This is a genomic window from Pseudomonas sp. ICBG1301, from assembly GCF_016918385.1.
GTDB lineage: Bacteria > Pseudomonadota > Gammaproteobacteria > Pseudomonadales > Pseudomonadaceae > Aquipseudomonas > Aquipseudomonas palleroniana.
On record NZ_JAEKGB010000006.1, the window covers coordinates 441,284 to 466,018 of the forward strand.

Below are 24,735 nucleotides of genomic sequence, written 5' to 3' on the forward strand. Positions count from 1 at the left end.
GGAGGGGGCTTGCTCCCGATAGCGGTGGGTCAGTCAATGATTGAGTGACTGATCCACTGCCATCGGGAGCAAGCCCCCTCCCACATTTAGTCCTCTGTCATGTCGGGGTTGGGGTGGTCAGAACAGTTGGGTGAACAGCCAGTAGAGGCTGCCCGACAGCAGGATTGCCGCCGGCAACGTCAGCACCCACGCCATCACCAGATTACGGATGGTCCGCATCTGCAACCCACCGCCATTGGCCACCATGGTCCCGGCCACACCGGAGGACAGCACATGGGTGGTCGACACCGGCAAACCGTACATATCCGCCGCGCCGATGGTCAGCATCGCGACCATTTCGGCCGAGGCGCCTTGGGCGTACGTCAGGTGGGTCTTGCCGATCTTCTCGCCCACCGTCACCACAATGCGCTTCCAACCGACCATGGTGCCCAACCCCAGGGCGATGGCCACGGCGATCTTCACCCACAGTGGAATAAAGCGCGTGGAGTTGTCGATCTGCTCTTTGAACAACTTCAGTTTGTTCTGGGTATCGGCGTCGAAATTGCCGACCTTGCCTTTGTCCATCAAGCGAATGGTTTCGCTGGTCAGGTACATGTCGTTACGCACGTTGCCGACGGCTTCGGCAGGCACTTTGGCCAGGGAGCCGTAGCCTTTAACTTCGTCGCCGATCTGGCCGGCGAGGGCGGCGAGGGCGGGTACCAGCTCCGGCGTGGCTTCCTTGGTGCGTACGTAGGTCGAAAGGATCGGGCGTGGATCACCCGGCAAGACCTGCGGCGCACTTTTCACCAGTGCCACCTGGGTCACCTCGGCCACCGCCGCGAACTGCAGCGATTGTTCGGCGGGCATGGTGCGGTTCAGCGCGTAGGCCATCGGCAGCGTGCCCACCAGGATCAGCATGATCAAGCCCATGCCCTTCTGGCCGTCGTTGGAACCGTGGGCGAAGGACACCCCGGTGCAGGTGGCGATCAGCATGCCGCGAATCCACCAAGGCGGTGGTGTGTCGCCCTTCGGTGCCTTGTACAGCGAGCGGTTTTTCACAAAGGCGCGCAGGGCCAGGAGCAGCATCGCGGCAAAAGCGAAGCCGATCAGCGGCGACAACAATAATGCGTAACCGATCTTGATCGCCTGGCTCCAATCCACACCGCTGGTGCCGTCACGCCCGTGCATCAGGGCATTGGCCACGCCGACGCCGATGATCGAACCGATCAAGGTATGGGAGGACGACGCCGGCAACCCCAGCCACCAGGTGCCGAGGTTCCACAGGATCGCCGCGATCAGCAGGGCGAAGATCATCGCGAAGCCGGCCGACGAACCGACCTGCAAAATCAACTCGACCGGCAATAACGCAATGATGCCGAACGCCACCGCACCGCTGGAGAGCAGCACGCCGAGGAAGTTGAAGAAGCCCGACCAGACCACCGCAAAATGCGGCGGCAGTGAATTGGTGTAGATCACCGTGGCGACGGCGTTGGCGGTGTCGTGAAAGCCGTTGACGAACTCGAAGCCCAGGGCGATCAACAACGCCACACCCAGCAGCAGGAAGGGCGTCCAGGTGGTGACCACCGTGCCCAGTTCATGCATGTCGTGCATCAGGCTGTAGGCGGTGAACAACAGGCCCATGGCCAGTACCGCGAAGAAAATGATCACCGTGAACAGGCCAGGTTTCTTGTCCAGCCTGGGTTTGGGGTCTGTGCGTGACGCGGTGGTGGAGGCAGTCAGGGAAGGGGTGGCCATGCCGGAGCATCCAGTGTGAGGAGGATGCCGTTCATGATCATTGCTGAATGTTACAGAGATGCTGCCGCAAATCAGTGTTTCGGCCATTGAGCGTACCGCTGATCCCAAAACACCGCCTGATCCTGTGGGAGGGAGCAAGCCCTAATGCCAGTCAGTTAAGGCTTAACGCGGTCATTGTGGGAGGGGGCTTGCTCCCGATGGGCCGCGAAGCGGCCCCCAAAATGGGCCTGCTACGCAGTCCAGCGGGAGCAAGCTCCCTCGCCACACGTTATCCGTCTTCCGCTCTATCGCTTAACTGACTGGCATTAGGGCTTGCTCCTTCCCACACTCAATAGTCTTTGCGTTTTCTGAACGCCCAGCGCCCGGCAATCAGGGTAAACGTCGCCACCAGTGCCACCAGGATCCAGAACCCCTCCGGGTCGGTGGAGAGCGGCACGCCGCCCACGTTCATGCCAAAAAAGCCGGCAATGATGTTGATCGGCAGCGCCAGCACCGTCACCACAGTGAGGGTAAACAGCGTGCGGTTGCTTTGTTCGTTGAGGTTGGCCGCGATCTCTTCCTGCAACAGCTTGATGCGTTCACCCAGGGCCGTAAGGTCGTTGATGATCAGCGCGAACTCCTCGGTGGATTTACGCAACTCCTTCACGTCTTCCTTTTGCAGCCATTGCGGCGGGCGATTGAGCAGGCGCAGCAGCGACCCCGGCTCCAAGGCCAGCAGGCGTTGCAGTCGCACCAGCACGCGGCGCGCGGCCCCCAGCTCGGCACGGTTGGTGGACAAGCGCGAGGACAGCAACTGGTCTTCGATCTGGTCGACGCTGAGGCTGGTCTTGCGCACGATCTGTGTCAGCACTTCGCCTTGATCGCGCAATAAATGCACAAGCAACTCCAGAGGGGAGCGGAAGTGTTCACCGGCCTTGACCGACGAGCGCAGTTTGTCCACCGAGTGCAACGGTTGCAGGCGCGCGCTCACCAGCAAACGGCTGCGGGCGCAGACCCACAGCGTGGAAATATCCGATGAAACCATGCTGCTGAAGTTGAACACCACGTCGTTGACCACCGCCAGCAACGCCGAGTCGACGTGCTCGATACGCGTGGAGCGCGAGCCTTCGTGCAGCGCCTCGAAAAACTCCTCGGGCAATGCCAGATGCGCCTGCATCCAACGCTGGCAGGCCGCGTGGGCCAGGTTCAAGTGCAACCACAGGAACTCCTCTGGATCGGACGGTTCCTGCAAGGCCTTAAGCGCGGTGGCCGAATCGATCTGCTCGCCTTTTTCGCCGGGTCGAAAACGAAAACCGTAAAGCAGGCCAAACAGATCGGAATCCTGATGGCCGTGGTCGATGCTGTGGTTCATGGAGGCTCGCAGAGAAAGCGCCTGTAGGACGTTTCACAGGTTCGCGTGGGCGAATCATTGCAAGGATATTTGACAGTTTTGTGATCAGGGCAGGGGCAAGTGGAAGCTGAATTGGGTGCCGTGCTGTGCATGGGTGGTCACGTTCAGCTCACCGCCATGGGCGTCGGCAATCTGCTGGACGATATACAACCCCAGGCCCAGACCGGTCTGGGACGTACCGGGAAGCGGGCGTGAGAAAGGCTGAAACAGGCGCGGCAATGCTTGCTCACTGATCTGACCGGCGTTTTTCACCGCCACTATCAAATGATCGTGCTCGATCTTCGCCGTGACGTACACCGGGCTGGTCCGGTTGCCGTGATGGAGGGCGTTGACGAGCAGGTTGCAGAGCAGTTGCGCCAGGCGCTCGCGGTCGCCGTACACGCCGTGCAGTTCGCCGATGTCGGCGTGAATCAGCCGTTGCGGGTGTGCGCTTTGCACCTCGGCCACCACCTGGCCTAGAGCCTCCTGCAAATCCACGCAGTCGGTGAGGCGCAGGGCAATGCCACTGCCCATTCGGCTACGGGTGAAGTCCAATACATCTTCGACCCGCTGTGACGCACGTTGCGCGTTGGCGAGGATATGGCGCACCAGTGAGTCGGTCGTCGGGTTGGGGTGTTTGTCCAGCAGCCGCTCGGCACCGAAGTTGACGGCAAACAGCGGATTGCGCAGGTCGTGCCCCAGTGCGCCGATGAGTTGCTCGCGCAGCTCGGCGGTGCCGCGTTCTTCCTGCGAGTCGGTTTCAGTTCGTGGCCGGTTTTCTTCGGCTTCGATTTGCAACGAGAGCACCCGGGCAAAGCCCTCCATGATCGATTGGAGGGGGCTGTCACGCAGGGACGCGGGCTTGGGGTCGAGTGCGCAGATCGTGCCGAAGAAACTGCCGTCGGTACGGAATACCGGCACGGCAATATAGCTTTCAAACACGTAGATACGTGGGGTGTGGTGGTTGCGGTAGATCGGATCTTCGCTGGCCTTGTCGATCACGACGCAATCATGTGAACGGTGAATGTCGTAGCAGATCGTGGTGGTCAGGTCCAACTCGCCGCCCACGCCGATGCCGTAGTTCAGTTGATCGAGCACCGCGCACGCGGTCCAGTTGTCGTCGGTCACCCGGGCGACGGCGGCAAAACGCAGGCCGGCCGTGTCGCAGATGACTTTGAGCATCGCGGGTACGGCACTGATTCGGCCGATCATCGCGACGTCGGCGATCCTTTGCTCCATGCTGCAGTCTCTATCCCGAGGGCGCCAGGCGGTGCGCCCGGGCCATAAAATGTGACGCTACGATCCGTTGCTGTCGGTGTAACTTCATGCCAGGGTAGCAAACAGGTTTTGCCTCGGGCGTTTAAACGCCCATAAAAAAACCGCGTCACCCGTAGGTGACGCGGTTTTTATTAGCTCGACTCAGGTGTCTTGCTTGTCTTCCAGCACGGTGCCGGTCTTGGCATCGAGCTTGACTTCAAACTTCTTGCCGGTGGTATCGGTGATATCCACCTCATACACCAGCACACCGTTTTTGTGGTCCAGCTCGGTATCGGTGATGGTCGCGCCAGGGTGTTTGGCCAGGGCAGCGGCGTTGAGTTTCTCGAACGCCATCACGTCGCCGGATTTGAGCAGGCTGGGAATCTGGTCCGGGCGCACATCGGCTTGGGCCAGGCCGGCAGTCAGGGTCAGGGCGGCGGCGGCGAACAGGGCGGTCAGACTTTTCATCGTGTGTTTCCTTTTTCGGGTGAGCTGTTTAAGTGGGCTCAGGTTATCCAGTGCAACTTAATTCACCCTTAATTAGTTCAAGCCATTGCGCCGTTCGTTCAATCCGCCATGCACATGGCTTTTTAATAACCGTGATCGGCCAGCAACTGCTTTACGTTCGACGACGGGAAGCGATTGTAGAACTTCAACAGTTCAGCGGCGCGGTTGGTGAAGATGCCATCAACCCCGGCGTCCATGACTTTCTTGAAGTCCACCGGTTCGTCCACGGTGTAGACATGCACCAGCAGGCCCTTGTCGTGGGTCAGCTTGTTCATTTCAGGCTTGACCAGGTCGGTGTAGCTCTGGTCGCCATGGTGGGTCAGCTCGGCCGAAGGGCCGGTGCCGATGGCGCCGAGGCTCTTGGCGTCGTCGACCCATTTTTCGAACTCGGCGGCGTCTTTCGGCTCTTGCTTGGCGTAGTAGGCGGCCTTGGTCGGCTCGCCGGACTCGGCGAATGTCTGCGTGGATTTTGGCTCGATGCTGCCGGGACCGACCCACAGCAGCAGGATTTTCGGGGTGTTGGGCATTTCTTTTTGCAGCTCTTTCAAGCTGTCTTTTTCAAACGTCTGCAACACCACGCGGCCTTTACCCTGGCCGACGCCGGTGTTGCTCTTGCCCAGCTTGGAGCCGGCGGAGCTCAACCAGCCTTTATCCAGCAGCTTGTTTTTCAGGTCGGCTTCGATGCCCGGGAACTGCTTGGGCTCCTTGGTCTCGATGTACAGGCCGGGTTTGTGCTGGGGGTTGCCTTCGGCGATCTTGATGATGTCGTCCAGGCTCTGGATTTTCAGGCCCACGAACCCTGGACGGGCGCGGTCCGGGTAGGCGGCGTTGAACCAGCTGCCGGCATCCAGGGTACGCAGTTCGGCCCAGGTGAATTCGTTGGCCGGGGCATCTTTGCGTTCCGGGAATTTGCTGGCTACGTCGGTGGTGCGTTGCAGGTTGTTGTCGTGCAAGGCGAACAGGACACCGTCCTTGCTGCGCTGCAGGTCCATTTCCAGGTAGTCGGCGCCCAAATCGCGTGCCACCTTGTAGGCGGCAGCGGTGGACTCAGGAGCGTCGTAGGAAGCGCCACGGTGGGCGATGACCGCCGGGTACGGAATGCCTTCACTTGTCGCCAATTCAGCCGGGCTGATCGGTTCGGCTGCCTGTGCGGGGCCAAGGCCGAGCATCAGTGCGAGCATCAAGGCACTGCCGATAGTGGTGGGCACCGGGCCGTTGGAAAACGTGACAGGCATATGCGAAGTCCTTTCGTGGAGGTAACTTTGAGAAGGCGTCCTTTTTAACAATTGATTGCGAATGGCGCTATCACCAAACCGACATTAACGTGCGCACGGGCCGATTTTTGGGTTTTTTTGTGCAGTCTTGCAGTACTCTTGCCCCAAGCTGCCCCGTCAGAGGGCACGAATTTTTGTGCCACGCGTGTAAACCATCTTTCCAGTCCCAGTGGGACTTTTCAGTGAGGTTTACCATGCGCATCACCTCCGAGCTTATCTGCCAGGCCGCCGACCAACTCCACGGTTTTGTCGGCCTCAACCGCAAAAGTGGCCAGTACATCGTGCGTTTCAGCGAAGATGCCTTTGGCATGGACGTAGCCGATGACGGCATCATCCCGACGGCCGAATTTGTCTGGCTGCCCGCGGTCGACCACACCATGACCTTGTCCCGCGAGCGCATTCAGTTGCTGCTGGATCAAAATATCGATGATCGCCTCAACATCACCGAGCCGTTGCGTGTGTATATGCGACGGGTGGAAATCCCGCCGATCAGTGCCTTGCGCAGTCTGGTCAGTTAATTGCGCACAAAACCGTAGGCCCGCTCCACCTTGCACACCCGCGTTTGAAACGCCGAGTACCAGGTGGCGCGGCCTTGTTCGCGCACCGCACAATGTTCCGCCTGCTGCTTCCAGGCCAGGATGGCCGCCTCGCTGCTCCAGTAGGACACGGTGATGCCCAGGCCGTCTTCGCGTGCCGATTCCACGCCGAGGAACCCGGGTTGTTCACGTGCCAGTTCCAGCATGCGTGCAGCGGCCTGGCCGTAGCCCTGATCACCCTCGGTGCGCAGGGAGCTGAAAATAACCGCGTAGTAGGGTGGGGACGGGGTAGTGGCAATCATCGCGACACTCCTTGGCAAGCTTGCAGCAACGCTATCGCCAGTGGCGGTGGGGTGCCTTTGAGGGCTACCCGCTCCGGCTGGAACAGGGTGGCGACGAAAAACGGATGGTCCAGCAGCTCCACAGCGCGCAGATCGCCTCTCGAGTCATGGCCGCTGGCAATCAGGTCGCCTTCAAGCAGCGCGTTGGCGAACTCGGGGTTGATGCCATAGCGGCAGCGATAGCCTTCATCGATATCCAGGGCGCCGTAGGCCTCGGTAATGCGGGTGTAAGGCGTCAGGTGCACGCTGTCGGTCGCCTCTACCAGGGCGCAGCTCAGGGGGGCGATCACGGCGCGCTTGGCATCGGGCGCCAGTTCGCCATGTTCGGCATCCGTCCAGCCCAGCACATGGCGCGCATATTCCAGCACGGCGTGTTGAAAACCGCCGCAAGTGCCGAGGAAAGGGCGCTTTTGCTCGCGGGCAAATCGAATCGCCCGCAGTGCGCCGTCGGCGTCGCGATAGGGGCTGGCGGGCACGCACCAGAAGCCATCGAAGCGGTGCAGGGCTGTGTGTGGTGTGAGGGTGTCGGTATCCAGCCACTGCACGTCAATCTTGAGTTTCAAGGTGTCGGCCGCTTGTTGCAAGGCGATCGGAATGGCCTGGTGGGCAATCACGTCGGGGTTGTAGTCGCCGATCAGGGCGAGGTTCAGAGCGCTGGGTTTCATCGGGTACGGCCTATGGCTTGTGGTGTTCTGGGGCGCACTATAGATTGGCGTTCACGCAATCAATATTGGCGTTTGCCCACATGCTCAATGCAGCGACGCACTATTCAATCGACTATCCCGACCTGTCACTGATTCTCGCGCTGGTACGCGGTGGCACTCTGGCGCGGGCGGCGACATTGCTGCGGGTGGATGTGTCCACGGTGTTCCGAGCCGTGCGCCGGTTGGAAGCCGCCTTGGGCCAGACATTGTTTGAAAAAAGCCGCAGCGGTTATTTGCCTACCAGCCTGGCAAGCCATCTTGCGCAACAGGCCGAACGTGCCGAGCAGGCCCTGGAGGCGGCGCGTATCGGTGTGGAGCAGGGCGGTGAAGTGATCAGCGGCACGGTGCGCCTGACCTGTACCGATTCGGTGTTGCAAGGCTTGCTGTTGCCGGCCCTGGCGCAGTTCATGCCCGAATACCCGGCGCTGACCCTGGAGTTGAGCACCTCCAATGATTTCGCCAACCTCAGTCGGCGTGATGCGGATATCGCCCTACGCCTGACCAGGACGCCGCCGGAGCATCTGGTGGGGCGCTGCCTGGGCACCGTCCGCTATCAGGTGTGTGCCAGCGCCGAGTATGCGCGCCGGCACGCGGGGCGTGAGTTGGCCGACCTGGCCTGGATCGCACCGGATGATTTTCTGCCGGATCACCCCACGGTGACCTGGCGCCGCGAGTATTTGCCGGGCGTACGCCCCAGCTACCGCTGCAACAGTATGTTGTCGGTGACCGAACTGGTGCGCACGGGATTGGGCGTTGCAGCGCTGCCGGACTTTCTGTTGGGCGATGGCCTGCAACCCCTGAGCCCTGCATTGGAGGGGCGTGACACCGCGCTATGGCTGCTGACGCGCCCGGATTGTCGGGCGCTGCGCTCGGTGGTGACGTTGTTCGATGAGCTGGGACGGCATGTACGCTGGCCGCGGCGTTAGGTTTTTCGCACAAACTGCTCATGCATTTCGCACGTCAGGGTTTCGATACGCTCGGTCAGTTGCTTGGTCATTTCCGTCAGCCGGGTGTTTTGCTCCAGTAGTTCCAGCAGCTGCCTGGTGGTCTGCGCGGCCTGGGCCTGGCGCTCGGTATTGGCGATGGCCAGGGCTTCGCGGTGTTGCGCATCGGCGTCGGACTGGGCTTTGTCTCGCGCCGCCTGGCGTGTCTGGGCCAGCAGGATCAGCGGTGCGGCGTAGGCTGACTGCAGGCTGAAGGCCAGGTTGAGCAGGATAAACGGGTACACGTCGAAGTGCGTGACGCCGCTCATGTTCAGCGCGACCCACAACACCACGATTGCGGTTTGCGCGCCGAGGAAGGTCGGCGTGCCAAAGAAACGTGCAAAGGCTTCCGCCTTGAGGGCAAAGGTATCGTTGCCGAAGGTCGGCGCGAGGTGAGCGTGGCCTCGGTGAAAGCGCAGGTGGTCGACCGGCGCGGCTTCTGGTTTGTCTGGGGTCATGGCGGGGGCGAATCCTTGGCGTGAACACAGTCAGCACTATAAACCGAGCCCCCGGCCAGGCACATGAAGAACGAGTCAGCTGTGGCCCCGCTCATTGGCAAACGCACTGACCGCCTGCACCGCCTCGCCGGTGCCTTCGCGAATCTGCAGGATTACCGTGCCGGCCTGGTTGGCCAACTCCACGCCTTGGGCTGCGCGGTCACGGGTCGTGCCCATGCTGTCGATGGCTTGGCGGGTTTCTTCCTGGATCATCGCAATCATGCTGGAGATCTCCGTCGTCGAGCCGCTGGTGCGTGCCGCCAATTGCCGCACTTCATCGGCCACCACGGCAAAACCACGGCCTTGCTCGCCGGCCCGTGCGGCCTCGATGGCGGCGTTGAGGGCCAGCAGGTTGGTCTGGTCGGCAATGCCACGAATAGTATTGACGATGGCGGTGATCTGCTGCGAACGCTCGCCGAGCTTGGCGATCAGTTGCGAAGAGGCATCAATGTCCACGGCAATTTCACGCATGCCCGTGGCGGTTTTCTGAATCACTTCAGCGCCTTTTTCCGCCATGTCCTGTGTGTTCAGGGACAGGTGGTAAGCCTGTGCAGCGCTTTGCGCATCGGCGGCATGTTGCAGTACCCGGGCGGTCACGTCCGAGGCGAACTTGACCACTTTGCACAGGCGTCCGCTGGCGTCGTACACCGGGTTGTAGTTGGCCTCCAGCCACAGGGTCTGGCCGTGTTTATCGATGCGCTCGAACTGGCCGTTGAACAGTTCGCCCTGGTTCAGACGGTTCCAGAACGCACTGTATTCCGGGCTGTTGGCCAACTCCGGTTTACAGAACAGGCGGTGATGCTTGCCCTGGATCTGCGCCAGGGTGTAGCCCATGCGCTGCAGGAAGTTCGCATTGGCGGTAATGATGGTGCCGTCGAGGTTGAACTCGATCATCGCCATGGCACGGTCGATGGCTTGCAGCTTGGCATTGGCTTCGCTTTCGGCCTGCAGGCGCGGGGTGACGTCCATGGCGTACTTCACCACTTTGATCACGCTGCCGGACTCATCGCGTACCGGGTTATAGCTGGCCTCCAGCCACACCGACTGCCCATCGCCGGCGACCCGCTCAAAGGTGCCGGACTGGAATTGGCCATTACGCAGGTGCGTCCACAACTGGTTGTACTCGGCGCTGCGGGCGAACGCCGGGGTGCAAAACATCCGATGGGGCTGGCCCAGGATCTGCTCTGCACGGTAATTCATGGTCTTGAGGAAGTTGTCGTTGGCCCGCAGCACGCGACCTTGCAGGTCGAATTCGATCACCGCCATGGAGCGCTCGATGGCGTCCAGCAGGCTGGCTTGCTGGGCATTGGTGTGCTGCAGGGTACTGATGGTTTTTTTATGGGCGTTGAATAGCATGTCGGGGGCTCGGGCAAGCATGCGTAGGAGAAGGCATCCATGTATATGCGCCTGACCCCGTAGGGCGCGGGGCCTCACGGTTGACGTGCTCATTGTCAGCTTCCTTGTGCTGACAGCGGGAGTGGAACAGCGGATTCAGAGTGCTCAGCTTGCCAAGAAGTTCGCCCCTGGAGCAGGACCATTATTGGGCAGCCGACCAATGGCGGCATTATGCTATTGCTTTGGCGCTGCGACAGAGGATTCAGACGGGAAGTTGTAGGACAACTCAGGCGGAACAGGCGACCGCGTATTCACTGACCTTGACCCGGTTGCGTCCGGTTTTCTTGGCCACATAAAGGGCACGGTCGGCGGCGTTGAGCCACATGACGGCATCACTGAAAACAGGTTGGAAGTCCGCCAGGCCGATGCTCAGGCTGATGCGCAACTCGGGGATCTGCGGGTTGCGATAGTTACTGAAGGTTTCGCGCATGCGTTCCATGACGAGCACCGCTTCCTGCAGGGGCATCTTCGGCAGAATCACACAGAATTCATCGCCGCCGTAACGCCCTGCGAAGTCGTTTTCCCGCAGGTGCTGGCGCAATAATTGGCTCAGTTGGCGCAGCACGGTATCGCCGACGATATGGCCGTGAGTGTCATTGATCTGCTTGAAGTGGTCGATATCGATCAATGCGATGGTGGCCTGGCCTTGTTGCTGCTGGCACTTATGGAACTTGAGGTTCAGCAAGTCTTTCCACGAGCCGTGGTTGAGCAGGCCGGTCAGGCTGTCGATACGGCTAAGGGCGCTGAGGGTGCGTTTGTGCTCCGACAGCTTGATTGCCAGTTGATAGCAGACCATGCCGATGGCCATCGGGTAGAGCGTCAGCATCGGCAGGCAGGTGTAGACCTGGACGGGGCTGACATTGGGATTGAATGTGATCCCAAAGCACCACCACGCGATGCCGATACCCCCTGCTTGTGCCACCAGCCCGCGCAGGAACAATCGCTTGCCGCCCGCTGCGACGTTGTTCATGGTCATCATCGACAGAATGGTCACGGTTGCCAGCGGCGTGAATTGGATGGCCGCGGCCCAGAAGCCACCAAACAGGGAGTCATAGAGCATGTTGCGTTGCTCGGCCTGATAGGGGAAAGGCGAGCGGGTAGAAAGCAGGTAGGCCACATGTGCCCAGGCATACCCGTTGAACAACAGCAAGGCCCACACCCAGCCGGGCATCGACAAGGGGTACAACGCTCCGATCACGCTGATGCTGCCGATACCCAGGCCGATAATCCTTGGCTTGTAGATACGCCTGGCAAATGAAAGCCCTTTGCCTCGTTTGTTTTCCATAGGTCTTGGGTCAGCTCTGTTTTTGCAGATACGGCAGCAAGTGTCAGCGGTTTAAACCGCTGATCGGATTAGGGATGTGAATATTGTCAGTGATTCGTGTGGGAATAATTAGTGTCCTTCCAGGCCATTTGTGCCGAGAAGCGTACGAATACATTAAAAGCGACCTTAAGTGTCGTTCCAGGGCAAGTATCAGCGCAGGTGGGCCGAAGGTATTTCGTAGCCCGCCAGGAACAAGTCGATTGCCGACTCGATAACATTGGCCTGGGCGGCGATGTCGAGGGTGGGTTGGCCCAGGGTGATCTGCGGCCAGAAGGCAAAGGCCTTGAGCAGGCTCTGGATCTGGTGGGCGGCAAAGGCCGGGTCGGTGCAAGACAGGCGGCCATCGTCCCGCGCTGCTCGCACCCACTGGGTAAAGCCTTCTTCACGCTGGCTCAGACGGTTGACCATGTCTTGCGCACGTTCCGGTGAATGGATGGTGGCGGCGATGGCAACGCGGGCCAGGTCTAGAAAGTTGGTGTCCGACATCATCTTCATCTTCGCTTCCAGCAGCCCGCGCAATTGCTCGCGCAGCGGGCGGTCGCTGGTGTAGATCACATCCAGTTGCGCGGCGGTGCTGGCCCAGAGCTGGTGGAGGATCTCTGCGAACAACTCTTCCTTGCTGGGGAAATGGTTGTACACCGTACGCTTGGAAACACCGGCGGTGGCGGCGATCTTGTCCATGCTGGTGACCTCGAACCCATTTGCCCGGAACTCGGCGATGGCCGCCGCTACGATAGCGTCGCGTTTGCGGTCAGTGAGGCGTTGAGGTGCAGTCGCAGTCATGGATGGCATTCGGCTCTGAAAGGAAAATTACACTGGGTAGTTTACTTGCTCCGAGATTTGTTGCAATGTAGAAACTACACTGTGCAGTGTAAGTTTGCCGCGCAGTGTAATTTATGCGCGGACCCCCAGGAGTCACTCTGCAATGGCCACCCTCTCAACCCGACTCGACCCGGCGCCGGCAGCGCTCAAACCTGCCGAGCAGGACCAGGGACACTTCAGCAACGAGGCCCCGGTACAGCACGGCGGTTTTGGCAAGACGTTGCGTATTTTCTGGAACATGCTGTTCAACAAACCGCGCAGCACGCGCCCGGTAGGCGCGATCCCGGTGCAACCGCTGACCCGCGAGCAATTGTTGGCCGCGCCGGACCACAGCGTGTTCCGCCTGGGGCACTCCACCGTGCTGCTGAAAATGCGCGGTAAGTTCTGGCTAACCGACCCGGTGTTTGCCGAGCGCGCCTCACCGTTCAGTTGGGCCGGCCCCAAGCGGTTCCACCAGCCACCTATCAGTCTCGAAGAGCTGCCGCCATTGGAGGCGGTGATTCTTTCCCACAATCACTACGATCACCTTGACCGCAAGGCGGTCGTGCAACTGGCCGACAAGACGCGATACTTTCTCGCGCCATTGGGCGTGGGGGACATCCTGATCAAATGGGGCGTCGACACCAGCAAAGTGCGTCAGTTGGATTGGTGGCAGGGCACCGAGGTGGAGGGCATACGTTTTGTCGCTACCCCTGCGCAACATTTTTCCGGGCGCGGCCTGTTCGATGCCAACCAGACGCTGTGGTGTTCCTGGGTGATGATCGATGGCCCGCGGCGGATCTTTTTCAGCGGCGATACCGGCTATTTCGACGGTTTCAAACGTATCGGCGAGCAGTACGGTCCGTTCGACCTGACGCTGATGGAAACCGGCGCCTACAACGTCGACTGGCCCCACGTGCACATGCAGCCGGAGCAAACCCTGCAAGCGCATATCGACCTCAAGGGCCGTTGGCTGCTGCCCATCCACAATGGCACCTTTGACCTGGCATTCCATGCGTGGCACGAGCCCTTCGATCGCATCATGGCCCTGGCGTGGGAGCGCAGTGTGTCGATCACCACGCCGGCGATGGGACAGATGTTCAATCTGAACCAGCCGGAGCGTGGGCATGCATGGTGGCTGGACGTGGAAACCCAAGGCACGCAAGAGCCGCTCGTGAGCTGAACACCGAGGTAACCGAAAAAGGATTTTTCAGCGTGTTTCAGCGCTGCGACAGCGGCAGGAAGAGGGTGCGATGATCCCCGAAACATCATGCTTCGGGGGTAATTCTGATGGAAGACAAGTGTAGGAAAATCTGGCCGCAGGCTTCGCCTTGCCGGCCTGGGCAACTGTTGCCAGCGTTCGCAGAACCCTGTGCACCGCCCGCTACAGCGTCCAACGCTCCTGCCGACAGTGCGAGCCCCCGCGGTATTGCTTTCGATATCGACTCCCACCCCCATGCGCCAATCGGTGTGCTCATCCCCGGATACAGCGCGCCGGGATTTTCCATCAAACCCGTACGTGACCCTTCGTTATCGCTGATCGCCTTGAGTGGCGTCGAGCCCGAGACGCCGGTGATGGTGGCGGTGCCGCTGGTGCGGAACAACAGCTCGTTCGCCACCGCGCAATCACTGGCGGGGTGGCGTGTGGGCTTTGCCGACCGCTATGTCCTTAGTAGTGATCACGAACCGATTGAGCACAGTGTCGCCTTCCTGTGTGCACTGGAAACCCTGCGTCAGGCCGCTGTGCAGTTGGTGCCGGTGGCCGCACAACGCATGGATGACACGGCCAGGTTTTGCGCGCATACCCGTAATGAAATCGACGACCTCACGTTGGCATATCGTCTTGATGCCCTGGTGTCTGATGGCAGCAGCGCGGCCTTTCATGGTGCTTGCGGGAGCGGCTATCCACGCCTGGAGGCACCACTCGAAGGTGGGGGCACGCTGTACTTCTACGGCTCGCGCCGGGCACGGGATTCGCTGATGGCATTGGTGCAGGGCTACAAAAATAAGGTCGCTTGCCTCGCGGCGGGCAGGGCGCAAACTACCGCTGATGTTGAGTAATCCCACGCTGTGAACGGGCTGGGTCTCGCTGCTGGGAAGGAGGGATGTTTTTAGACTGACGTACGGATCAACGTTGGTTCGTTGTTATTTCTTACCCTTCCCTGGAGGTGATTCATGTTTGGAATTGGCCATGGTCTGAATGTGTTTGTCAGTCACGCTGCGCCGTTTGTAGCCGCGCAAAAGTCCAAGACGGCGTCGAACCCTGTTCCGCCCGGAACGGAGTACGCCACGGTTCAGCAACTGGGCGAGCAAATGGGCAGGCTCGGGGCGTTCACTGCGGCAGATTTGGTCGGTTACCTGCAAGCGCGTATCCGCACGCTGGACCCTGCGTTGAACTCGGTGATTGAGCTAAACCCCAAGGCCCTGGAAGCGGCCCGCGAGCTGGACCGCGAACGCGCCAGCGGCAAGGTGCGGGGGCCGTTGCATGGCATTCCCATCCTGGTCAAGGACACCGTGGAAGTTGAAGGCATGCAAGCCAGTGCAGGGGCATGGGGACTCGTCGGGGCTCCCGTCAGCAAGAGCGCACCCATCGTTCAGCGCCTGATCGAGCAGGGCGCGGTGATTCTGGGGACCACCAACCTGACTGAAATGGCGGGTTTCCGTGGCGGCCCCGATGGTTACAGCAGCCGCGGCGGCCAAACCCGCAACCCGCATGGTGCGGACGCGGACGTGGGCGGCTCCAGCTCCGGCTCGGCTGCGGCGGTCGCGGCTGGGCTGGCCCCCCTGGCAGTGGGGACCGAGACCAACGGTTCGATCATTGTGCCGGCGGCGCTCAATGGTGTGGTTGGCCTCAAGCCCAGCGTCGGTTTGTTGAATCGCGAGGGGATCATGCCTGCCAGCCGGCGGCAGGACACGCCGGGGCCGATGACCCGTTCGGTATTGGATGCCGCGCTGATGCTCAACGCCATGACCAACGACCCCCAGGCTCCTGCCGGAGCGCAGGCTGTCGATTACACCCGGCAACTGGTACCAGGCGCCTTGCTCGGCAAGCGTATCGGTTACCCCACGACGTTTTCCGACGGCTCTACAACCCTGCCGGTGGTTAACAGCGAACAGTTCAACCAGACACTGGAAGTACTGCGCAAACAAGGTGCGATTCTGGTTCCGATCAACATGCGCCTGGCCGATGCTTCACGCTACGACGAACTGCTGCTTGGCGATGTGAAGGAAGAATTGAACGGCTATTTGGCCAAGCGAGAGGGACTGCCGGTCAAGTCGCTCAAAGAGCTGATCAGATTCAACGATGCGCGTGAGGGGACACAGGCCGATCACCAACCTGTTCTCAAAGAGATCGACGCATCCACCCTCACACCGGAACAAAGCCAGGCAGCCTGGGATGAGCTTCTGCGGGATTTTCGCGGTACGGTGGATGAGCCCATCAAAGAGCATAATCTGGATGCCATCGTGTCGGATTTCGACAGCAACAGCTACTTTGGCGTTGCAGCTGCTGGCTACCCGGGAATCACGGTCCCCTCGGGCGCGACCGAGGACGGCCTGCCCGGCAGCGCCTACTTTTTTGGCCCCGCCGGCTCCGAAGCTCAACTGCTGGCCGTGGCGTATGGCTATGAGCAGGGTTCCGAGGCCGCCATCAAGCCGAAGCTTTCGACCCCGCATGCACTTGCCAACTCGTAGCGTGCTGCCGGGCTGTGGTGTGACAGCCTAGGGCCCAGGACCAGACGCGCACGTTCGCAGGCGTCCTGGTTTTGCCCCAATGATGCGCCGGGCAGTTGCAACTTAAGGTTTGGCGTATCGACGGTCATACTCAGTGCCGAGGAAAGAACACCATGGCCTACAGAATTCACATCCTCGGCGCTGCGGGTGCCGGCACCACGACCCTGGGTAAGGCCATGGCCGAACGTCTGGGGGTTGCCTACTTCGATTCGGATTTCTTCTATTGGCAGCAAACACCCGACCCTTTTACCGTTGCCCGGCCCCGGGATGAACGCATCCGCCTGCTGCAAGAGCAGACGGCGGGCCTGCACAGCTGGGTGCTGTCAGGTTCGCTGTGCGGTTGGGGCGACCCGATGCTCCCGCAGTTCACGCACGTGGTGTTCCTGCGTCTGGACGCCGAAACCCGCCTGCATCGATTGCGCCTGCGAGAAGTGCAACGCTACGGCGATGAAGTGCTGGAGGGCGGCAACCGCCACGCCAACAGTCTCGCCTTCCTCGCCCTGGCCGCCCGTTACGACGACGGCAACCACAGCCTACGCAGCCTGCGTCGGCATGAGACCTGGTTGAAGGCGCTGAGCTGCCCGGTGATCCGGTTGGATGTCAGGCACCATTCGGTTGAGGCGTTGGTGGGGCAATTGCTTGAAAGGTTGCGTGAAACCAGTGCTCAAGCAAATAGCACTTCAATTCGACCCTGAACACGCGACGCGGGAGCGGTGCTGATGACAATTTGCACATCACGCCCTAGCAGCGACAAGCATTCCAACATCTTGGCCTCACTGATGCCTCGGAATTTTCCACGAAGCATTTCCGACACTTTGGGTTGTGACAACCCGAGAATCACTGAAGCCTGGGTTTGAGTGAGATTACGTGCCTTGAGGATCTCGCCGATTTTGGCTGCGAGCTGCGCCTTGACCTGCATTTCGGCAGCGTTGGGCTGACCAATATCCTCATAGACATTGCCGCTGCTTTCTTCGATCTCAATGGTTTCGTGATGCTTGTGCATGATCCTGCGCCGCCTTGAGTCGCTGTTTGATCAGTTGTATGTCGTGCTGCGGGGTTGCAATGCCTTTTGTGGATTTTTTCTGAAAACAATGGAGGACATAAACAGCGGAGCCAAACCGAACGGTGTACACCCCTCGATAAGTGTTGCCGTCGAAATCCTCGACGATCTCCAGTACTGCGTTACCTCCAAATCCTTTCAATGCTTTTGTTTGTGAATGCCTTCCACCTTCTTGAGCAAGATGCAGTGCAAAACCGAAAATGTCTTGAACTGAACCCGGCATCAACTGAAGGTCTTTTTTGCTGGCGCCCACCCACAGCAGTGGCTTCCATGAGCTCATGAGAGATTATACCTAAATAGGGATAAGTGGCAGTGCAGGTAAAAAATTTACTCTGCTGTCTCATGAACGACCTGGAGCGTTGGCTGAGGCGTACCGCCCCGCACACTCATCCCCCAACCCGGCGCAAACCCCGGGAAGAACACCAACCCTTCGGCCTCCAGGCGAAACGCCAATGCCAGGCGGGTGTCATCACCCACGTCGCCCTGGCTTTCAAACTGTTGAAGCGCCTGCACCGTCACACCTGCCAGGCGGGCCAGTTGTTCCTGGCTCCAGCCCAGCATGGCGCGAGCCTGCACGCTGTGCTTGGGGGTGAATTGGTGCAGGACGATCTGCTGTTCTACGAAAGAGCTCATTGCCAGAGAGGACATGGGGTTTCTCCAGATTCGACGGGGGAAGGCAAACTATACTGTGTTTTTGTACAGTTGTTTTGACCGCTCATCAACTGGATGCTGGATAACCCACTATTCCACCCCCGGCGCCTGCCGAATGATCAGGTGATCCAGGTTTTCAATATTCGCGCTGAACACCCCGAACGTCTGTTCGGGGTTCTTCTTGCTGGGCACCTGTTTGAGCGTCGGCGTCACCCCGTAGAAGAAGCAATACAACGCCTGCTCACTGTCCACTGCTGCCTTGATCTGCTCCAGGAACGCTTTGCGCTTGCGGTAGTTCTCGATGAGTTTTTTACTCAGGTAAACGTTGACCGAGTAGGGCTTCTTGTCGAGCCACACTTTCTTTTCGAAGTCGATGCGAAAGCTGCTGGTGTAGTCCTTGATCGCCTTGATCCTGCCCCAGTAGATCAGGCCCTTGTTGTCTTGCAGGTATTCGATTTTCTTGAAAAACGTCCAGTAGGTTGCCGTGTGATCGCCGATCTTCAACGGCATGCGCTTGAGCTTGTCCTTGTCGTCGATATTCGACACATAACATTCCACCGGATGGGCGAAGACGCTGGTTTTGTCCGGTGCGGCATCGGTGGTGCCGACGAGCGCACCGGGCCGGGTTGGCGATGGCTGTGTTGAGTCTTGCGCAAGGTTTCCCTCAGTGCCCGCCAGCGGTTTCTTGCGTTCGTACTGACGCCGCGTCAGTACAAACTCCGATGGGAAGTTGTCCTCTCGCTCGTCGTCGTGTTCACCCGTCGCTGGCTTGTGGGTGCTGGCATAGCGGCAGCCGTCGATATGCCGGGTGCTGGTCTTGTTCTTGAAGTGCGGTGTGCGCTGATAATTGACGTTTTTGGCGTTGAAGGTACTCAGCGCATTCCCCGTGTCGAATGCCCCACGACATTCATCGTTGGGGCACAGGAAGCGGTCCTTGTCGGAGTCGAAGTCAGCGGTTTCGTCGAAATTCAGGTCTCGTACATCGTAGATCGACAGCTTGTCATCGAGACTCAGGCTGTAGGCCGTGTCGAATTTCATGGGGCTCGGGTCCGTGAGATGTTTCGCTATTAATAGCGGGATCCAGCACAAATATCAGCAAGAACCTGCTACCCGTCGCCCACTCAAGAAGCACAAGGTGCCCCCGATCGCAGTCAGTGCGCCGAGGGCATAGAACATGCTGGTAGGGGCGGCGTTGATCAATAAATACCCACAGATGATCGGGCTCATTGCTCCGCCGAACGCGGCCAGGTTTTGCGCACCGTAGTAACTGCCGCGCAGCGCATCGGGGGCGATGGTATCGATAAACAGAAATTCCGACGGGTAGATGATCATCTCGCCCAAGGTGAACACAAACATCGCCAGGCACCAGGTGAGCAGGCTGTCTGCCAGGCTGAAACCGACCAGCCCGAGGATGAACAGCAAGGTGCCCAGCACGATCCAGTAGCGCAGTTGTTCGCGTTTGAGGAAGCGGCCGATCTGGTACTGCATCAGAATCACGGTGATAGCGTTGCAGGCCAGCACCGCAGACAGAATCTTCAACGCGTCGGCAGGCTTGTAGGCCACCAGCAGAAATTGCGACAGATACAACGTATAGCGCCCGTGGACAATGGTGCTCAACAAGCTACCGCCGGTGAACAGGATCAGCGTGCGGTCGCTGCGCAACGTGCGCAGGGTCGTGAGAAAACTCAAGGGCTTGTTGCTGTCATCCTGTTGCGTCGGCGGGATGCCGATCATCAGGAACAGGCTGCCAAACGCAATGGCACTGGCGATCAAAAAGGGCGCCAGTTGCATGTGACCGGCAATCACCACACCAAGCATCGGGCCTGTGGCGTAGCCAACGTTGGTCAAGGTGTAGCGCAGCGAAAATACCTTGGCGCGCTCCGCCACCGGCAGGTTCTCGCTGATGATGGCTTTGGAGCCGATCAGGAACAGCGCCGACGCCGCCTCGGTGATCACAAGTGTCAAGGTGGTGAGGTAGAGATTGCTGGCGAAGGTCAGCAAAAGAAAACCGATGGAGCTGGACAGCATGGCCAGGATCAACAGCTTGCGCTTTTCCAGGCGGTCGATGATGTAGCCGCCGTACAGGCCGAGCAAGGTGGCGGTAAACACGGCAATGCCCATCAGCAGGCCGATGTCTTGCTGGTTGAGGCCCAGCCGGGTGCTCAACAGCAGCGCCAGCAACGGGCTGGTCATGGCACGGCTGACCACGATGGTCACCGAGCAAATCATCAGGCGGCGGATTACCAAAGAGTAGGTGGGCACGGTGGGGCGAGCGTCCTTGTTATTGCTTTGAGACAACACCGGTCGAATGGGAAAACAGACCGCCTGTGGGAGCGAGCAAGCCGCTCCCACAGTCAGGCCGAGTTACTGGCCGGCGTTGATGCTGATTTTTTCTACTGCACCTTGCTCCAGGTCCCACTTCTTCAGGATCTTGCCGTAAGTCCCGTCATCGATCATGCCCTGCAGCGCCGCACTGATCGCGCTGACCAGCTCGGTATTGCTCTTCTCGATGCCCAGCCCGGTGAACTGCTTGGAAATCGCCAGCCCCACCGGCTTGTATTTACCTTTATCCAACGACATCAGATAAGGAATCGTCTCGCTGCCCTGCATGGCCGCATCCAGGCGGTTCTGCTGCAACTGCGCCCGTGCATCCGCCGAGCCTTCGGTACCGATCACCACGATTGCCGGCTTACCCGCCGCTTCGCAGTTTTGCTTGCTCCACGCAGCAATTTCCGACGGCCAGGTGGTACGGCGGCTGGTGCCGACTTTTTTACCGCACAGGTCAGTCAATTCCTTGAGGTCTTCACGCTTGGCCAGGGTGTACAGCTGCGGGCCGCTGGTGAAGTAGTCGATAAAGGTCACTGACTTCTGGCGCTCGGCGGTATCGGTCATGCCCGACAGTACGATGTCCACGCGCTTGGTGGTCAGGCCGCTGAGCATTTGCTCGAAGCCGGTTTCCTGCCATTTGATCTTCACGCCCAGGCGTTCGGCCAGGGCGTTGCCCAGGTCAAAGTCCAGGCCGGTGATCTGGTTGGTGGCCGGGTCCTTGAAATCCATTGGCGGGTAGTTCGGCACGATGGCCGCGCTGATCTCGCCTTTCTCCTTGATTGCCGCCGGCAATGCCGCGAAAACTGCAGTGGAGGCCATCAGGCCCGCGAGCAAGGTGGGGATAAACAATTTTTTCATGGAGGCGTTCTCGTTAGTTTTCTAGTTAAGTGCGAACGGCAGAAATAAAGCTTTGGGTACGCGGGTTTTGTGGGCTTATTAGAATGTCTTCGGGGCTGCCGGCTTCCACAATCTGGCCGGCGTCCATAAACACCATGCGGTTGGAGACTTCGCGGGCAAAGCCCAACTCATGGGTGACCACGATCATGGTCATGCCGGTGGTCGCCAGGTCGCGCATCACCGACAGCACTTCACCGACCAACTCCGGGTCGAGGGCTGATGTGGGCTCATCAAACAACATCAGCTTGGGGCGCATCGCCAGCGCACGGGCAATCGCCACACGCTGTTGCTGGCCGCCGGATAACTCCACCGGGTAGGCATTGCGTTTGTCCGCCAGGCCCACGCGCGCGAGTAACTCCAGCGCATCTTCGGTGGCTTCCTTGGGCGAACGCTTGAGGACCTGGCACGGGCCTTCGATGATGTTCTGTAGCACGGTCATATGCGGGAACAAATTGAAGCGCTGGAACACCATGCCCGTCGCCAGGCGTTGGCGGGCGATCTGCGCTTCATTCATCTCATGCAGCTTGTTGCCGACCACCCGGTAACCGACCAGCTCACCGTCGACCCACAGGCCGCCCTTGTCGATTTTTTCCAGCTGGTTGACGCAGCGCAGCAGGGTACTTTTACCCGAGCCCGATGGGCCGATGATGCACATGACCTCGCCTTGCTCGACCTCGATATTGATGTCACGCAGCGCGTGATACTCGTCGTAATACTTGTTCAGGTTGACGGCCTTGACGATGCTTCTCATGGGGCAAATCTCCTCAACCAGGCTTACGAACGCTTGCCGGCGCCGCGGGCAAAACGACGCTCGAGGCGGCTTTGACCAAATGAAAGAACAGTCACCACCGCCAGGTACCAGATGCCGGCCACCATCAGCAGCTCCATGACCCGCGCGTTGGCGTAGTAGATGTTTTGCGCGTTGTGCAGCAGCTCCGAGTATTGGATGACGCTGGCCAGGCTGGTCATTTTCACCATGCTGATGAACTCGTTGCCTACAGGCGGAATGATCACGCGCATGGCCTGCGGCAGAATCACCCTGCGCAGGGCCTGCAAGCTCGGCATGCCGATGGACTTGGCCGCTTCGTACTGGCCCGTGTCGACCGACAGCAAACCGGCACGCACCACCTCGGCGGTATAGGCCCCCTGGTTGATGCTGAGGCCGAGCAGGGCGGCCACAAAGGGCGTCATCAGGTCGACGGTGTCGATGCTGAACAGGCCGGGTATCGCGATCACCGGGAAAATCAACGCCAGGTTGAACCACAGCAGCAGTTGCAGAATCAGCGGCGTACCCCGGAACAGCCAGGTGTAAGTGATGGCCACGTAGCGCAGGATCGGGTTGGCCGACATGCGCATGATCGCCGTGATGACCCCGATCACTACGCCCAGCGCCATCGCCAGGATCGACATGACGATGGTATTCACCAGGCCCCACAGAATCGCCTCGGACGTGAGGAACTGGCCGATGTAGGACCATTCGATCTGGCCATTGGCGAAGGCGCGCAACAACGCGACCAGCACAATCACGATCAAGGTGGCAAAAAACATCCGCCCGTAATAGCGACGCGGCACGTGCTCGTACTGCGTGATATCAAACTGGTTTTCGGACAACTTGCGCTCGGCTTCCAAGCGCTCTGCCGGGGTTTGGTTCATGGTGCTACTCCAAAACTAACAACGCACTAACGGCTGTACTCGGTCCAAATGTGGGAGCTGGCTTGCCTGCGAAGGCGCTAGCCCACACACCGAGGATTGATCGTTCCCACGCTCTGCGTGGGAATGCATCCCGTGACGCTCCGCGTCACCCTTGCGCATGAACGGGACGCAGAGCGTCCGGGGCGGCATTCCCACGCAGAGCATGGGAACGATCGTCAACGATCGTCACAGGTGTGGGTTAAATTCGAAATCCGGTGTAGCTGTCAGCCCATTTTTGTTGAGCGGCCAACGATACCTTCAACCGCTCAATCTGCTCTTTAACCCGTTCCGGCGCCGTCCCGCCCCACCCATTGCGCGCCGCAATCGCCGCTTCCAGTGTCAGGCAGTCGCGCACCTGCGGCGTCAACCGCGCATCCACCTCAGCCAGCAGCGCCGGCGAGGCTTCCCACAACTCAATCTCATGCTTCTCACAGGCTTGTACCAACGCGCCGGTAATCTCATGCGCCTCCTTGAACGGCACACCCCGCGTGGCCAACCAATCCGCCACCTCCGTCGCCAGGGTGAAACCCATCGGCGCCTGCCGCCGCAGCTCTTGCACCTGCACCTGCATGGTCGCGACCATACCGGCCAGCGCCGGCAGCACCAGCAGCAGGGTGTCGACGCTGTCGAGCACACTGTGTTTGTCTTCACTCAAATCGCGGTTGTAGGACAGCGGCAAGGATTTGAGCGTCGACATCAACCCGGTCAGGTTGCCAATCAATCGCCCGGCCTTGCCCCGCGCCAATTCGGCAATGTCCGGGTTCTTTTTCTGCGGCATGATCGAGCTGCCAGTGGCGTAGGCATCATCCAAGACCACCCAGCGGAACTGGCGCGAAGACCACAGGCAAAACTCCTCCGACAGCCGCGAAATATTCACCCCGAGCATGCCCGCCACAAACAGAAACTCCGCCACATGGTCACGGCTTGCTACGGCGTCGATAGAGTTTTCGCACGGCCCGGTGTAGCCCATTTCCTTGGCCGACTGCTCCGGCTGACGCGCAATCGCCGAACCGGCCATGGCCGCTGCGCCGAGGGGCGACAACGCTGTACGCGCATCCCAATCGATCAACCGTTGCACATCGCGCAGCATTGACTGGGCGTGGGCCAACAAGTGATGGGCGAACACAATCGGTTGCGCCTGCTGCAAGTGCGTGAAGCCCGGGCAGATGCTCTGTACATGCTGCTCGGCCTGTTGCACCAGCGCCTGCTGCAAAGCCAGCACTTGAGTGGCGATGGTGCGCACATGGTCGCGCAGGAAAAGGCGCAGATCATTGGCCGTCTGATCGTTACGCGAGCGCCCGGCACGCAGCTTGCCGCCCAGGGCGCCCAGGCGCTCGGTCAGTACGCGTTCGATGAAGGTGTGCACGTCCTCGTCATCCAGGGTTGGATGCAGGTTGCCGGCGGCGAAATCTGCGCCGATGCCGTCCAAGGCTTGCAGCGTGCGCAAGGTTTCCGACTCATCCAGCAAACCGGCGCGCTGCAACTCACGGGCATGGGCACGGGAGCCGGCCAGGTCATAGGGCGTGAGGCGAAAATAGCGCTCAGGGCAACGCGACAACTCGGCCAATGCCGCAGACGGACCGGTCTTGAAACGAGCGCCCCAAAGGCGGTCGGTGGGCTGGGACATGGAGGTTCCTCACGCTTGTTTTTAGA

26 protein-coding genes and 1 pseudogene are annotated in these 24,735 nt (G+C 60.0%); 6 read left to right on the forward strand and 21 right to left on the reverse strand.

What is annotated here, in order from left to right; all coding sequences use genetic code 11:
- Nucleotides 1-117: 117 nt before the first annotated feature.
- The 5 genes from JBE38_RS17385 to JBE38_RS17405 form a co-directional block, all read right to left on the reverse strand.
- Nucleotides 118-1,734: an inorganic phosphate transporter gene (locus JBE38_RS17385; protein WP_205344741.1), complete on the reverse strand. Its 1,617-nt coding sequence runs from the start codon at nt 1,732-1,734 to the stop codon at nt 118-120.
- Between the two features lie 328 nt (nt 1,735-2,062).
- Nucleotides 2,063-3,085, reverse strand: a complete 1,023-nt coding sequence (locus tag JBE38_RS17390) for a transporter (protein WP_205344742.1) — start codon at nt 3,083-3,085, stop codon at nt 2,063-2,065.
- Between the two features lie 84 nt (nt 3,086-3,169).
- A complete protein-coding gene (locus JBE38_RS17395) occupies nt 3,170-4,342 on the reverse strand; it encodes a sensor histidine kinase (RefSeq protein WP_205344743.1) in 1,173 nt (390 codons plus the stop codon).
- A gap of 180 nt (nt 4,343-4,522) precedes the next feature.
- Nucleotides 4,523-4,828: a PepSY domain-containing protein gene (locus tag JBE38_RS17400; RefSeq protein ID WP_104994623.1), complete on the reverse strand. Its 306-nt coding sequence runs from the start codon at nt 4,826-4,828 to the stop codon at nt 4,523-4,525.
- A gap of 122 nt (nt 4,829-4,950) precedes the next feature.
- Complete coding sequence (locus JBE38_RS17405; protein ID WP_104994622.1) at nt 4,951-6,102, reverse strand: glycerophosphodiester phosphodiesterase; 1,152 nt, start codon at nt 6,100-6,102, stop codon at nt 4,951-4,953.
- 233 nt (nt 6,103-6,335) lie between these two features.
- On the opposite strand from JBE38_RS17405, the gene JBE38_RS17410 reads away from it, so the two are divergent.
- Nucleotides 6,336-6,659, forward strand: a complete 324-nt coding sequence (locus JBE38_RS17410; protein ID WP_060757226.1) for a DUF2025 family protein — start codon at nt 6,336-6,338, stop codon at nt 6,657-6,659.
- Here the strand turns inward: JBE38_RS17410 and JBE38_RS17415 are convergent.
- A complete protein-coding gene (locus JBE38_RS17415; protein ID WP_198760709.1) occupies nt 6,656-6,979 on the reverse strand; it encodes an antibiotic biosynthesis monooxygenase family protein in 324 nt (107 codons plus the stop codon). The genes JBE38_RS17410 and JBE38_RS17415 overlap by 4 nt on opposite strands.
- Entirely contained in the window at nt 6,976-7,683 is a 708-nt protein-coding gene (locus JBE38_RS17420; protein WP_205344744.1) for a CTP synthase C-terminal region-related (seleno)protein, read from the reverse strand. Before JBE38_RS17420 ends, JBE38_RS17415 begins: the two co-directional genes overlap by 4 nt.
- Before the next feature lie 80 nt (nt 7,684-7,763).
- Here JBE38_RS17420 and JBE38_RS17425 point away from each other — a divergent pair, with 80 nt between their 5' ends.
- Nucleotides 7,764-8,648 carry a LysR family transcriptional regulator gene (locus JBE38_RS17425; protein WP_161549321.1) on the forward strand — a complete coding sequence of 295 codons (885 nt, stop codon included), beginning with the start codon at nt 7,764-7,766 and terminating at the stop codon, nt 8,646-8,648.
- Here JBE38_RS17425 and JBE38_RS17430 read toward each other — a convergent pair.
- The 5 genes and pseudogenes from JBE38_RS17430 to JBE38_RS17445 all read right to left on the reverse strand — a co-directional run bounded on the left by JBE38_RS17430 (nt 8,645) and on the right by JBE38_RS17445 (nt 12,704).
- The gene (locus tag JBE38_RS17430) at nt 8,645-9,163 is read right to left on the reverse strand and encodes a DUF1003 domain-containing protein (protein ID WP_060757230.1); all 519 of its coding nucleotides are present in this window, start codon (nt 9,161-9,163) and stop codon (nt 8,645-8,647) included. The genes JBE38_RS17425 and JBE38_RS17430 overlap by 4 nt on opposite strands.
- A gap of 75 nt (nt 9,164-9,238) precedes the next feature.
- Nucleotides 9,239-9,718 (reverse strand): methyl-accepting chemotaxis protein, encoded by a 480-nt coding sequence (locus JBE38_RS28055; RefSeq protein WP_411985861.1) that lies wholly within the window; start codon nt 9,716-9,718, stop codon nt 9,239-9,241.
- A 126-nt stretch (nt 9,719-9,844) separates the two neighbouring features.
- A pseudogene (locus JBE38_RS28060) lies at nt 9,845-10,651 on the reverse strand (PAS domain-containing protein); the annotation flags it as partial.
- A gap of 172 nt (nt 10,652-10,823) precedes the next feature.
- Nucleotides 10,824-11,882 carry a diguanylate cyclase gene (locus JBE38_RS17440; protein WP_198760713.1) on the reverse strand — a complete coding sequence of 353 codons (1,059 nt, stop codon included), beginning with the start codon at nt 11,880-11,882 and terminating at the stop codon, nt 10,824-10,826.
- A 189-nt stretch (nt 11,883-12,071) separates the two neighbouring features.
- Nucleotides 12,072-12,704 carry a TetR/AcrR family transcriptional regulator gene (locus tag JBE38_RS17445; protein ID WP_205344745.1) on the reverse strand — a complete coding sequence of 211 codons (633 nt, stop codon included), beginning with the start codon at nt 12,702-12,704 and terminating at the stop codon, nt 12,072-12,074.
- Nucleotides 12,705-12,846: 142 nt separating this feature from the next.
- On the opposite strand from JBE38_RS17445, the gene JBE38_RS17450 reads away from it, so the two are divergent.
- From JBE38_RS17450 to JBE38_RS17465, 4 genes are all read left to right on the forward strand, one after another.
- The gene (locus tag JBE38_RS17450) at nt 12,847-13,905 is read left to right on the forward strand and encodes an MBL fold metallo-hydrolase (protein ID WP_205344746.1); all 1,059 of its coding nucleotides are present in this window, start codon (nt 12,847-12,849) and stop codon (nt 13,903-13,905) included.
- A 287-nt stretch (nt 13,906-14,192) separates the two neighbouring features.
- Nucleotides 14,193-14,783, forward strand: coding sequence for a hypothetical protein (locus JBE38_RS17455; RefSeq protein ID WP_240202528.1), 591 nt, complete (start codon nt 14,193-14,195; stop codon nt 14,781-14,783).
- A gap of 114 nt (nt 14,784-14,897) precedes the next feature.
- Nucleotides 14,898-16,415 carry an amidase family protein gene (locus JBE38_RS17460; RefSeq protein ID WP_205344747.1) on the forward strand — a complete coding sequence of 506 codons (1,518 nt, stop codon included), beginning with the start codon at nt 14,898-14,900 and terminating at the stop codon, nt 16,413-16,415.
- Nucleotides 16,416-16,567: 152 nt separating this feature from the next.
- The gene (locus tag JBE38_RS17465) at nt 16,568-17,149 is read left to right on the forward strand and encodes an AAA family ATPase (protein ID WP_205344748.1); all 582 of its coding nucleotides are present in this window, start codon (nt 16,568-16,570) and stop codon (nt 17,147-17,149) included.
- Here the strand turns inward: JBE38_RS17465 and JBE38_RS17470 are convergent.
- The 9 genes from JBE38_RS17470 to argH all read right to left on the reverse strand — a co-directional run bounded on the left by JBE38_RS17470 (nt 17,119) and on the right by argH (nt 24,709).
- Nucleotides 17,119-17,457, reverse strand: coding sequence for a helix-turn-helix domain-containing protein (locus JBE38_RS17470; RefSeq protein ID WP_060757237.1), 339 nt, complete (start codon nt 17,455-17,457; stop codon nt 17,119-17,121). The genes JBE38_RS17465 and JBE38_RS17470 overlap by 31 nt on opposite strands.
- Nucleotides 17,432-17,794, reverse strand: coding sequence for a type II toxin-antitoxin system RelE/ParE family toxin (locus tag JBE38_RS17475; RefSeq protein WP_081087107.1), 363 nt, complete (start codon nt 17,792-17,794; stop codon nt 17,432-17,434). The genes JBE38_RS17470 and JBE38_RS17475 overlap by 26 nt, the downstream gene beginning before the upstream one ends.
- A 47-nt stretch (nt 17,795-17,841) precedes the next feature.
- On the reverse strand, nt 17,842-18,162 hold the full coding sequence (locus JBE38_RS17480) for a helix-turn-helix transcriptional regulator (RefSeq protein WP_060757239.1): 321 nt from the start codon (nt 18,160-18,162) through the stop codon (nt 17,842-17,844).
- Between the two features lie 93 nt (nt 18,163-18,255).
- Nucleotides 18,256-19,203, reverse strand: coding sequence for a hypothetical protein (locus JBE38_RS17485; RefSeq protein WP_090369032.1), 948 nt, complete (start codon nt 19,201-19,203; stop codon nt 18,256-18,258).
- Between the two features lie 54 nt (nt 19,204-19,257).
- Entirely contained in the window at nt 19,258-20,427 is a 1,170-nt protein-coding gene (locus tag JBE38_RS17490) for an MFS transporter (RefSeq protein WP_205344749.1), read from the reverse strand.
- Nucleotides 20,428-20,529: 102 nt separating this feature from the next.
- Nucleotides 20,530-21,351, reverse strand: coding sequence for an ABC transporter substrate-binding protein (locus JBE38_RS17495; protein ID WP_205344750.1), 822 nt, complete (start codon nt 21,349-21,351; stop codon nt 20,530-20,532).
- Between the two features lie 25 nt (nt 21,352-21,376).
- Entirely contained in the window at nt 21,377-22,141 is a 765-nt protein-coding gene (locus tag JBE38_RS17500) for an amino acid ABC transporter ATP-binding protein (protein WP_090369037.1), read from the reverse strand.
- A 23-nt stretch (nt 22,142-22,164) separates the two neighbouring features.
- Nucleotides 22,165-23,043 carry an amino acid ABC transporter permease gene (locus tag JBE38_RS17505; protein WP_060757244.1) on the reverse strand — a complete coding sequence of 293 codons (879 nt, stop codon included), beginning with the start codon at nt 23,041-23,043 and terminating at the stop codon, nt 22,165-22,167.
- A 238-nt stretch (nt 23,044-23,281) separates the two neighbouring features.
- Complete coding sequence (argH, locus tag JBE38_RS17510; protein WP_205344751.1) at nt 23,282-24,709, reverse strand: argininosuccinate lyase; 1,428 nt, start codon at nt 24,707-24,709, stop codon at nt 23,282-23,284.
- Nucleotides 24,710-24,735: the final 26 nt, after the last annotated feature.

What these genes read in the sequence shown, in the direction of transcription:
- JBE38_RS17415 (WP_198760709.1), bottom strand. Translation starts at nt 6,979, where the DNA reads ATGATTGCCACTACCCCGTCCCCACCCTACTACGCGGTTATTTTCAGC.
- JBE38_RS28055 (WP_411985861.1), bottom strand. Translation starts at nt 9,718, where the DNA reads ATGGCGGAAAAAGGCGCTGAAGTGATTCAGAAAACCGCCACGGGCATG.
- JBE38_RS17495 (WP_205344750.1), bottom strand. Translation starts at nt 21,351, where the DNA reads ATGAAAAAATTGTTTATCCCCACCTTGCTCGCGGGCCTGATGGCCTCC.
- JBE38_RS17425 (WP_161549321.1), top strand. Translation starts at nt 7,764, where the DNA reads ATGCTCAATGCAGCGACGCACTATTCAATCGACTATCCCGACCTGTCA.
- JBE38_RS17440 (WP_198760713.1), bottom strand. Translation starts at nt 11,882, where the DNA reads ATGGAAAACAAACGAGGCAAAGGGCTTTCATTTGCCAGGCGTATCTAC.
- argH (WP_205344751.1), bottom strand. Translation starts at nt 24,709, where the DNA reads ATGTCCCAGCCCACCGACCGCCTTTGGGGCGCTCGTTTCAAGACCGGT.
- JBE38_RS17505 (WP_060757244.1), bottom strand. Translation starts at nt 23,043, where the DNA reads ATGAACCAAACCCCGGCAGAGCGCTTGGAAGCCGAGCGCAAGTTGTCC.
- JBE38_RS17445 (WP_205344745.1), bottom strand. Translation starts at nt 12,704, where the DNA reads ATGACTGCGACTGCACCTCAACGCCTCACTGACCGCAAACGCGACGCT.
- JBE38_RS17485 (WP_090369032.1), bottom strand. Translation starts at nt 19,203, where the DNA reads ATGAAATTCGACACGGCCTACAGCCTGAGTCTCGATGACAAGCTGTCG.
- JBE38_RS17465 (WP_205344748.1), top strand. Translation starts at nt 16,568, where the DNA reads ATGGCCTACAGAATTCACATCCTCGGCGCTGCGGGTGCCGGCACCACG.
- JBE38_RS17500 (WP_090369037.1), bottom strand. Translation starts at nt 22,141, where the DNA reads ATGAGAAGCATCGTCAAGGCCGTCAACCTGAACAAGTATTACGACGAG.
- JBE38_RS17480 (WP_060757239.1), bottom strand. Translation starts at nt 18,162, where the DNA reads ATGTCCTCTCTGGCAATGAGCTCTTTCGTAGAACAGCAGATCGTCCTG.
- JBE38_RS17385 (WP_205344741.1), bottom strand. Translation starts at nt 1,734, where the DNA reads ATGGCCACCCCTTCCCTGACTGCCTCCACCACCGCGTCACGCACAGAC.
- JBE38_RS17410 (WP_060757226.1), top strand. Translation starts at nt 6,336, where the DNA reads ATGCGCATCACCTCCGAGCTTATCTGCCAGGCCGCCGACCAACTCCAC.
- JBE38_RS17430 (WP_060757230.1), bottom strand. Translation starts at nt 9,163, where the DNA reads ATGACCCCAGACAAACCAGAAGCCGCGCCGGTCGACCACCTGCGCTTT.
- JBE38_RS17460 (WP_205344747.1), top strand. Translation starts at nt 14,898, where the DNA reads ATGTTTGGAATTGGCCATGGTCTGAATGTGTTTGTCAGTCACGCTGCG.
- JBE38_RS17400 (WP_104994623.1), bottom strand. Translation starts at nt 4,828, where the DNA reads ATGAAAAGTCTGACCGCCCTGTTCGCCGCCGCCGCCCTGACCCTGACT.
- JBE38_RS17470 (WP_060757237.1), bottom strand. Translation starts at nt 17,457, where the DNA reads ATGCACAAGCATCACGAAACCATTGAGATCGAAGAAAGCAGCGGCAAT.
- JBE38_RS17395 (WP_205344743.1), bottom strand. Translation starts at nt 4,342, where the DNA reads ATGGAGCAAAGGATCGCCGACGTCGCGATGATCGGCCGAATCAGTGCC.
- JBE38_RS17450 (WP_205344746.1), top strand. Translation starts at nt 12,847, where the DNA reads ATGGCCACCCTCTCAACCCGACTCGACCCGGCGCCGGCAGCGCTCAAA.
- JBE38_RS17475 (WP_081087107.1), bottom strand. Translation starts at nt 17,794, where the DNA reads ATGAGCTCATGGAAGCCACTGCTGTGGGTGGGCGCCAGCAAAAAAGAC.
- JBE38_RS17390 (WP_205344742.1), bottom strand. Translation starts at nt 3,085, where the DNA reads ATGAACCACAGCATCGACCACGGCCATCAGGATTCCGATCTGTTTGGC.
- JBE38_RS17405 (WP_104994622.1), bottom strand. Translation starts at nt 6,102, where the DNA reads ATGCCTGTCACGTTTTCCAACGGCCCGGTGCCCACCACTATCGGCAGT.
- JBE38_RS17420 (WP_205344744.1), bottom strand. Translation starts at nt 7,683, where the DNA reads ATGAAACCCAGCGCTCTGAACCTCGCCCTGATCGGCGACTACAACCCC.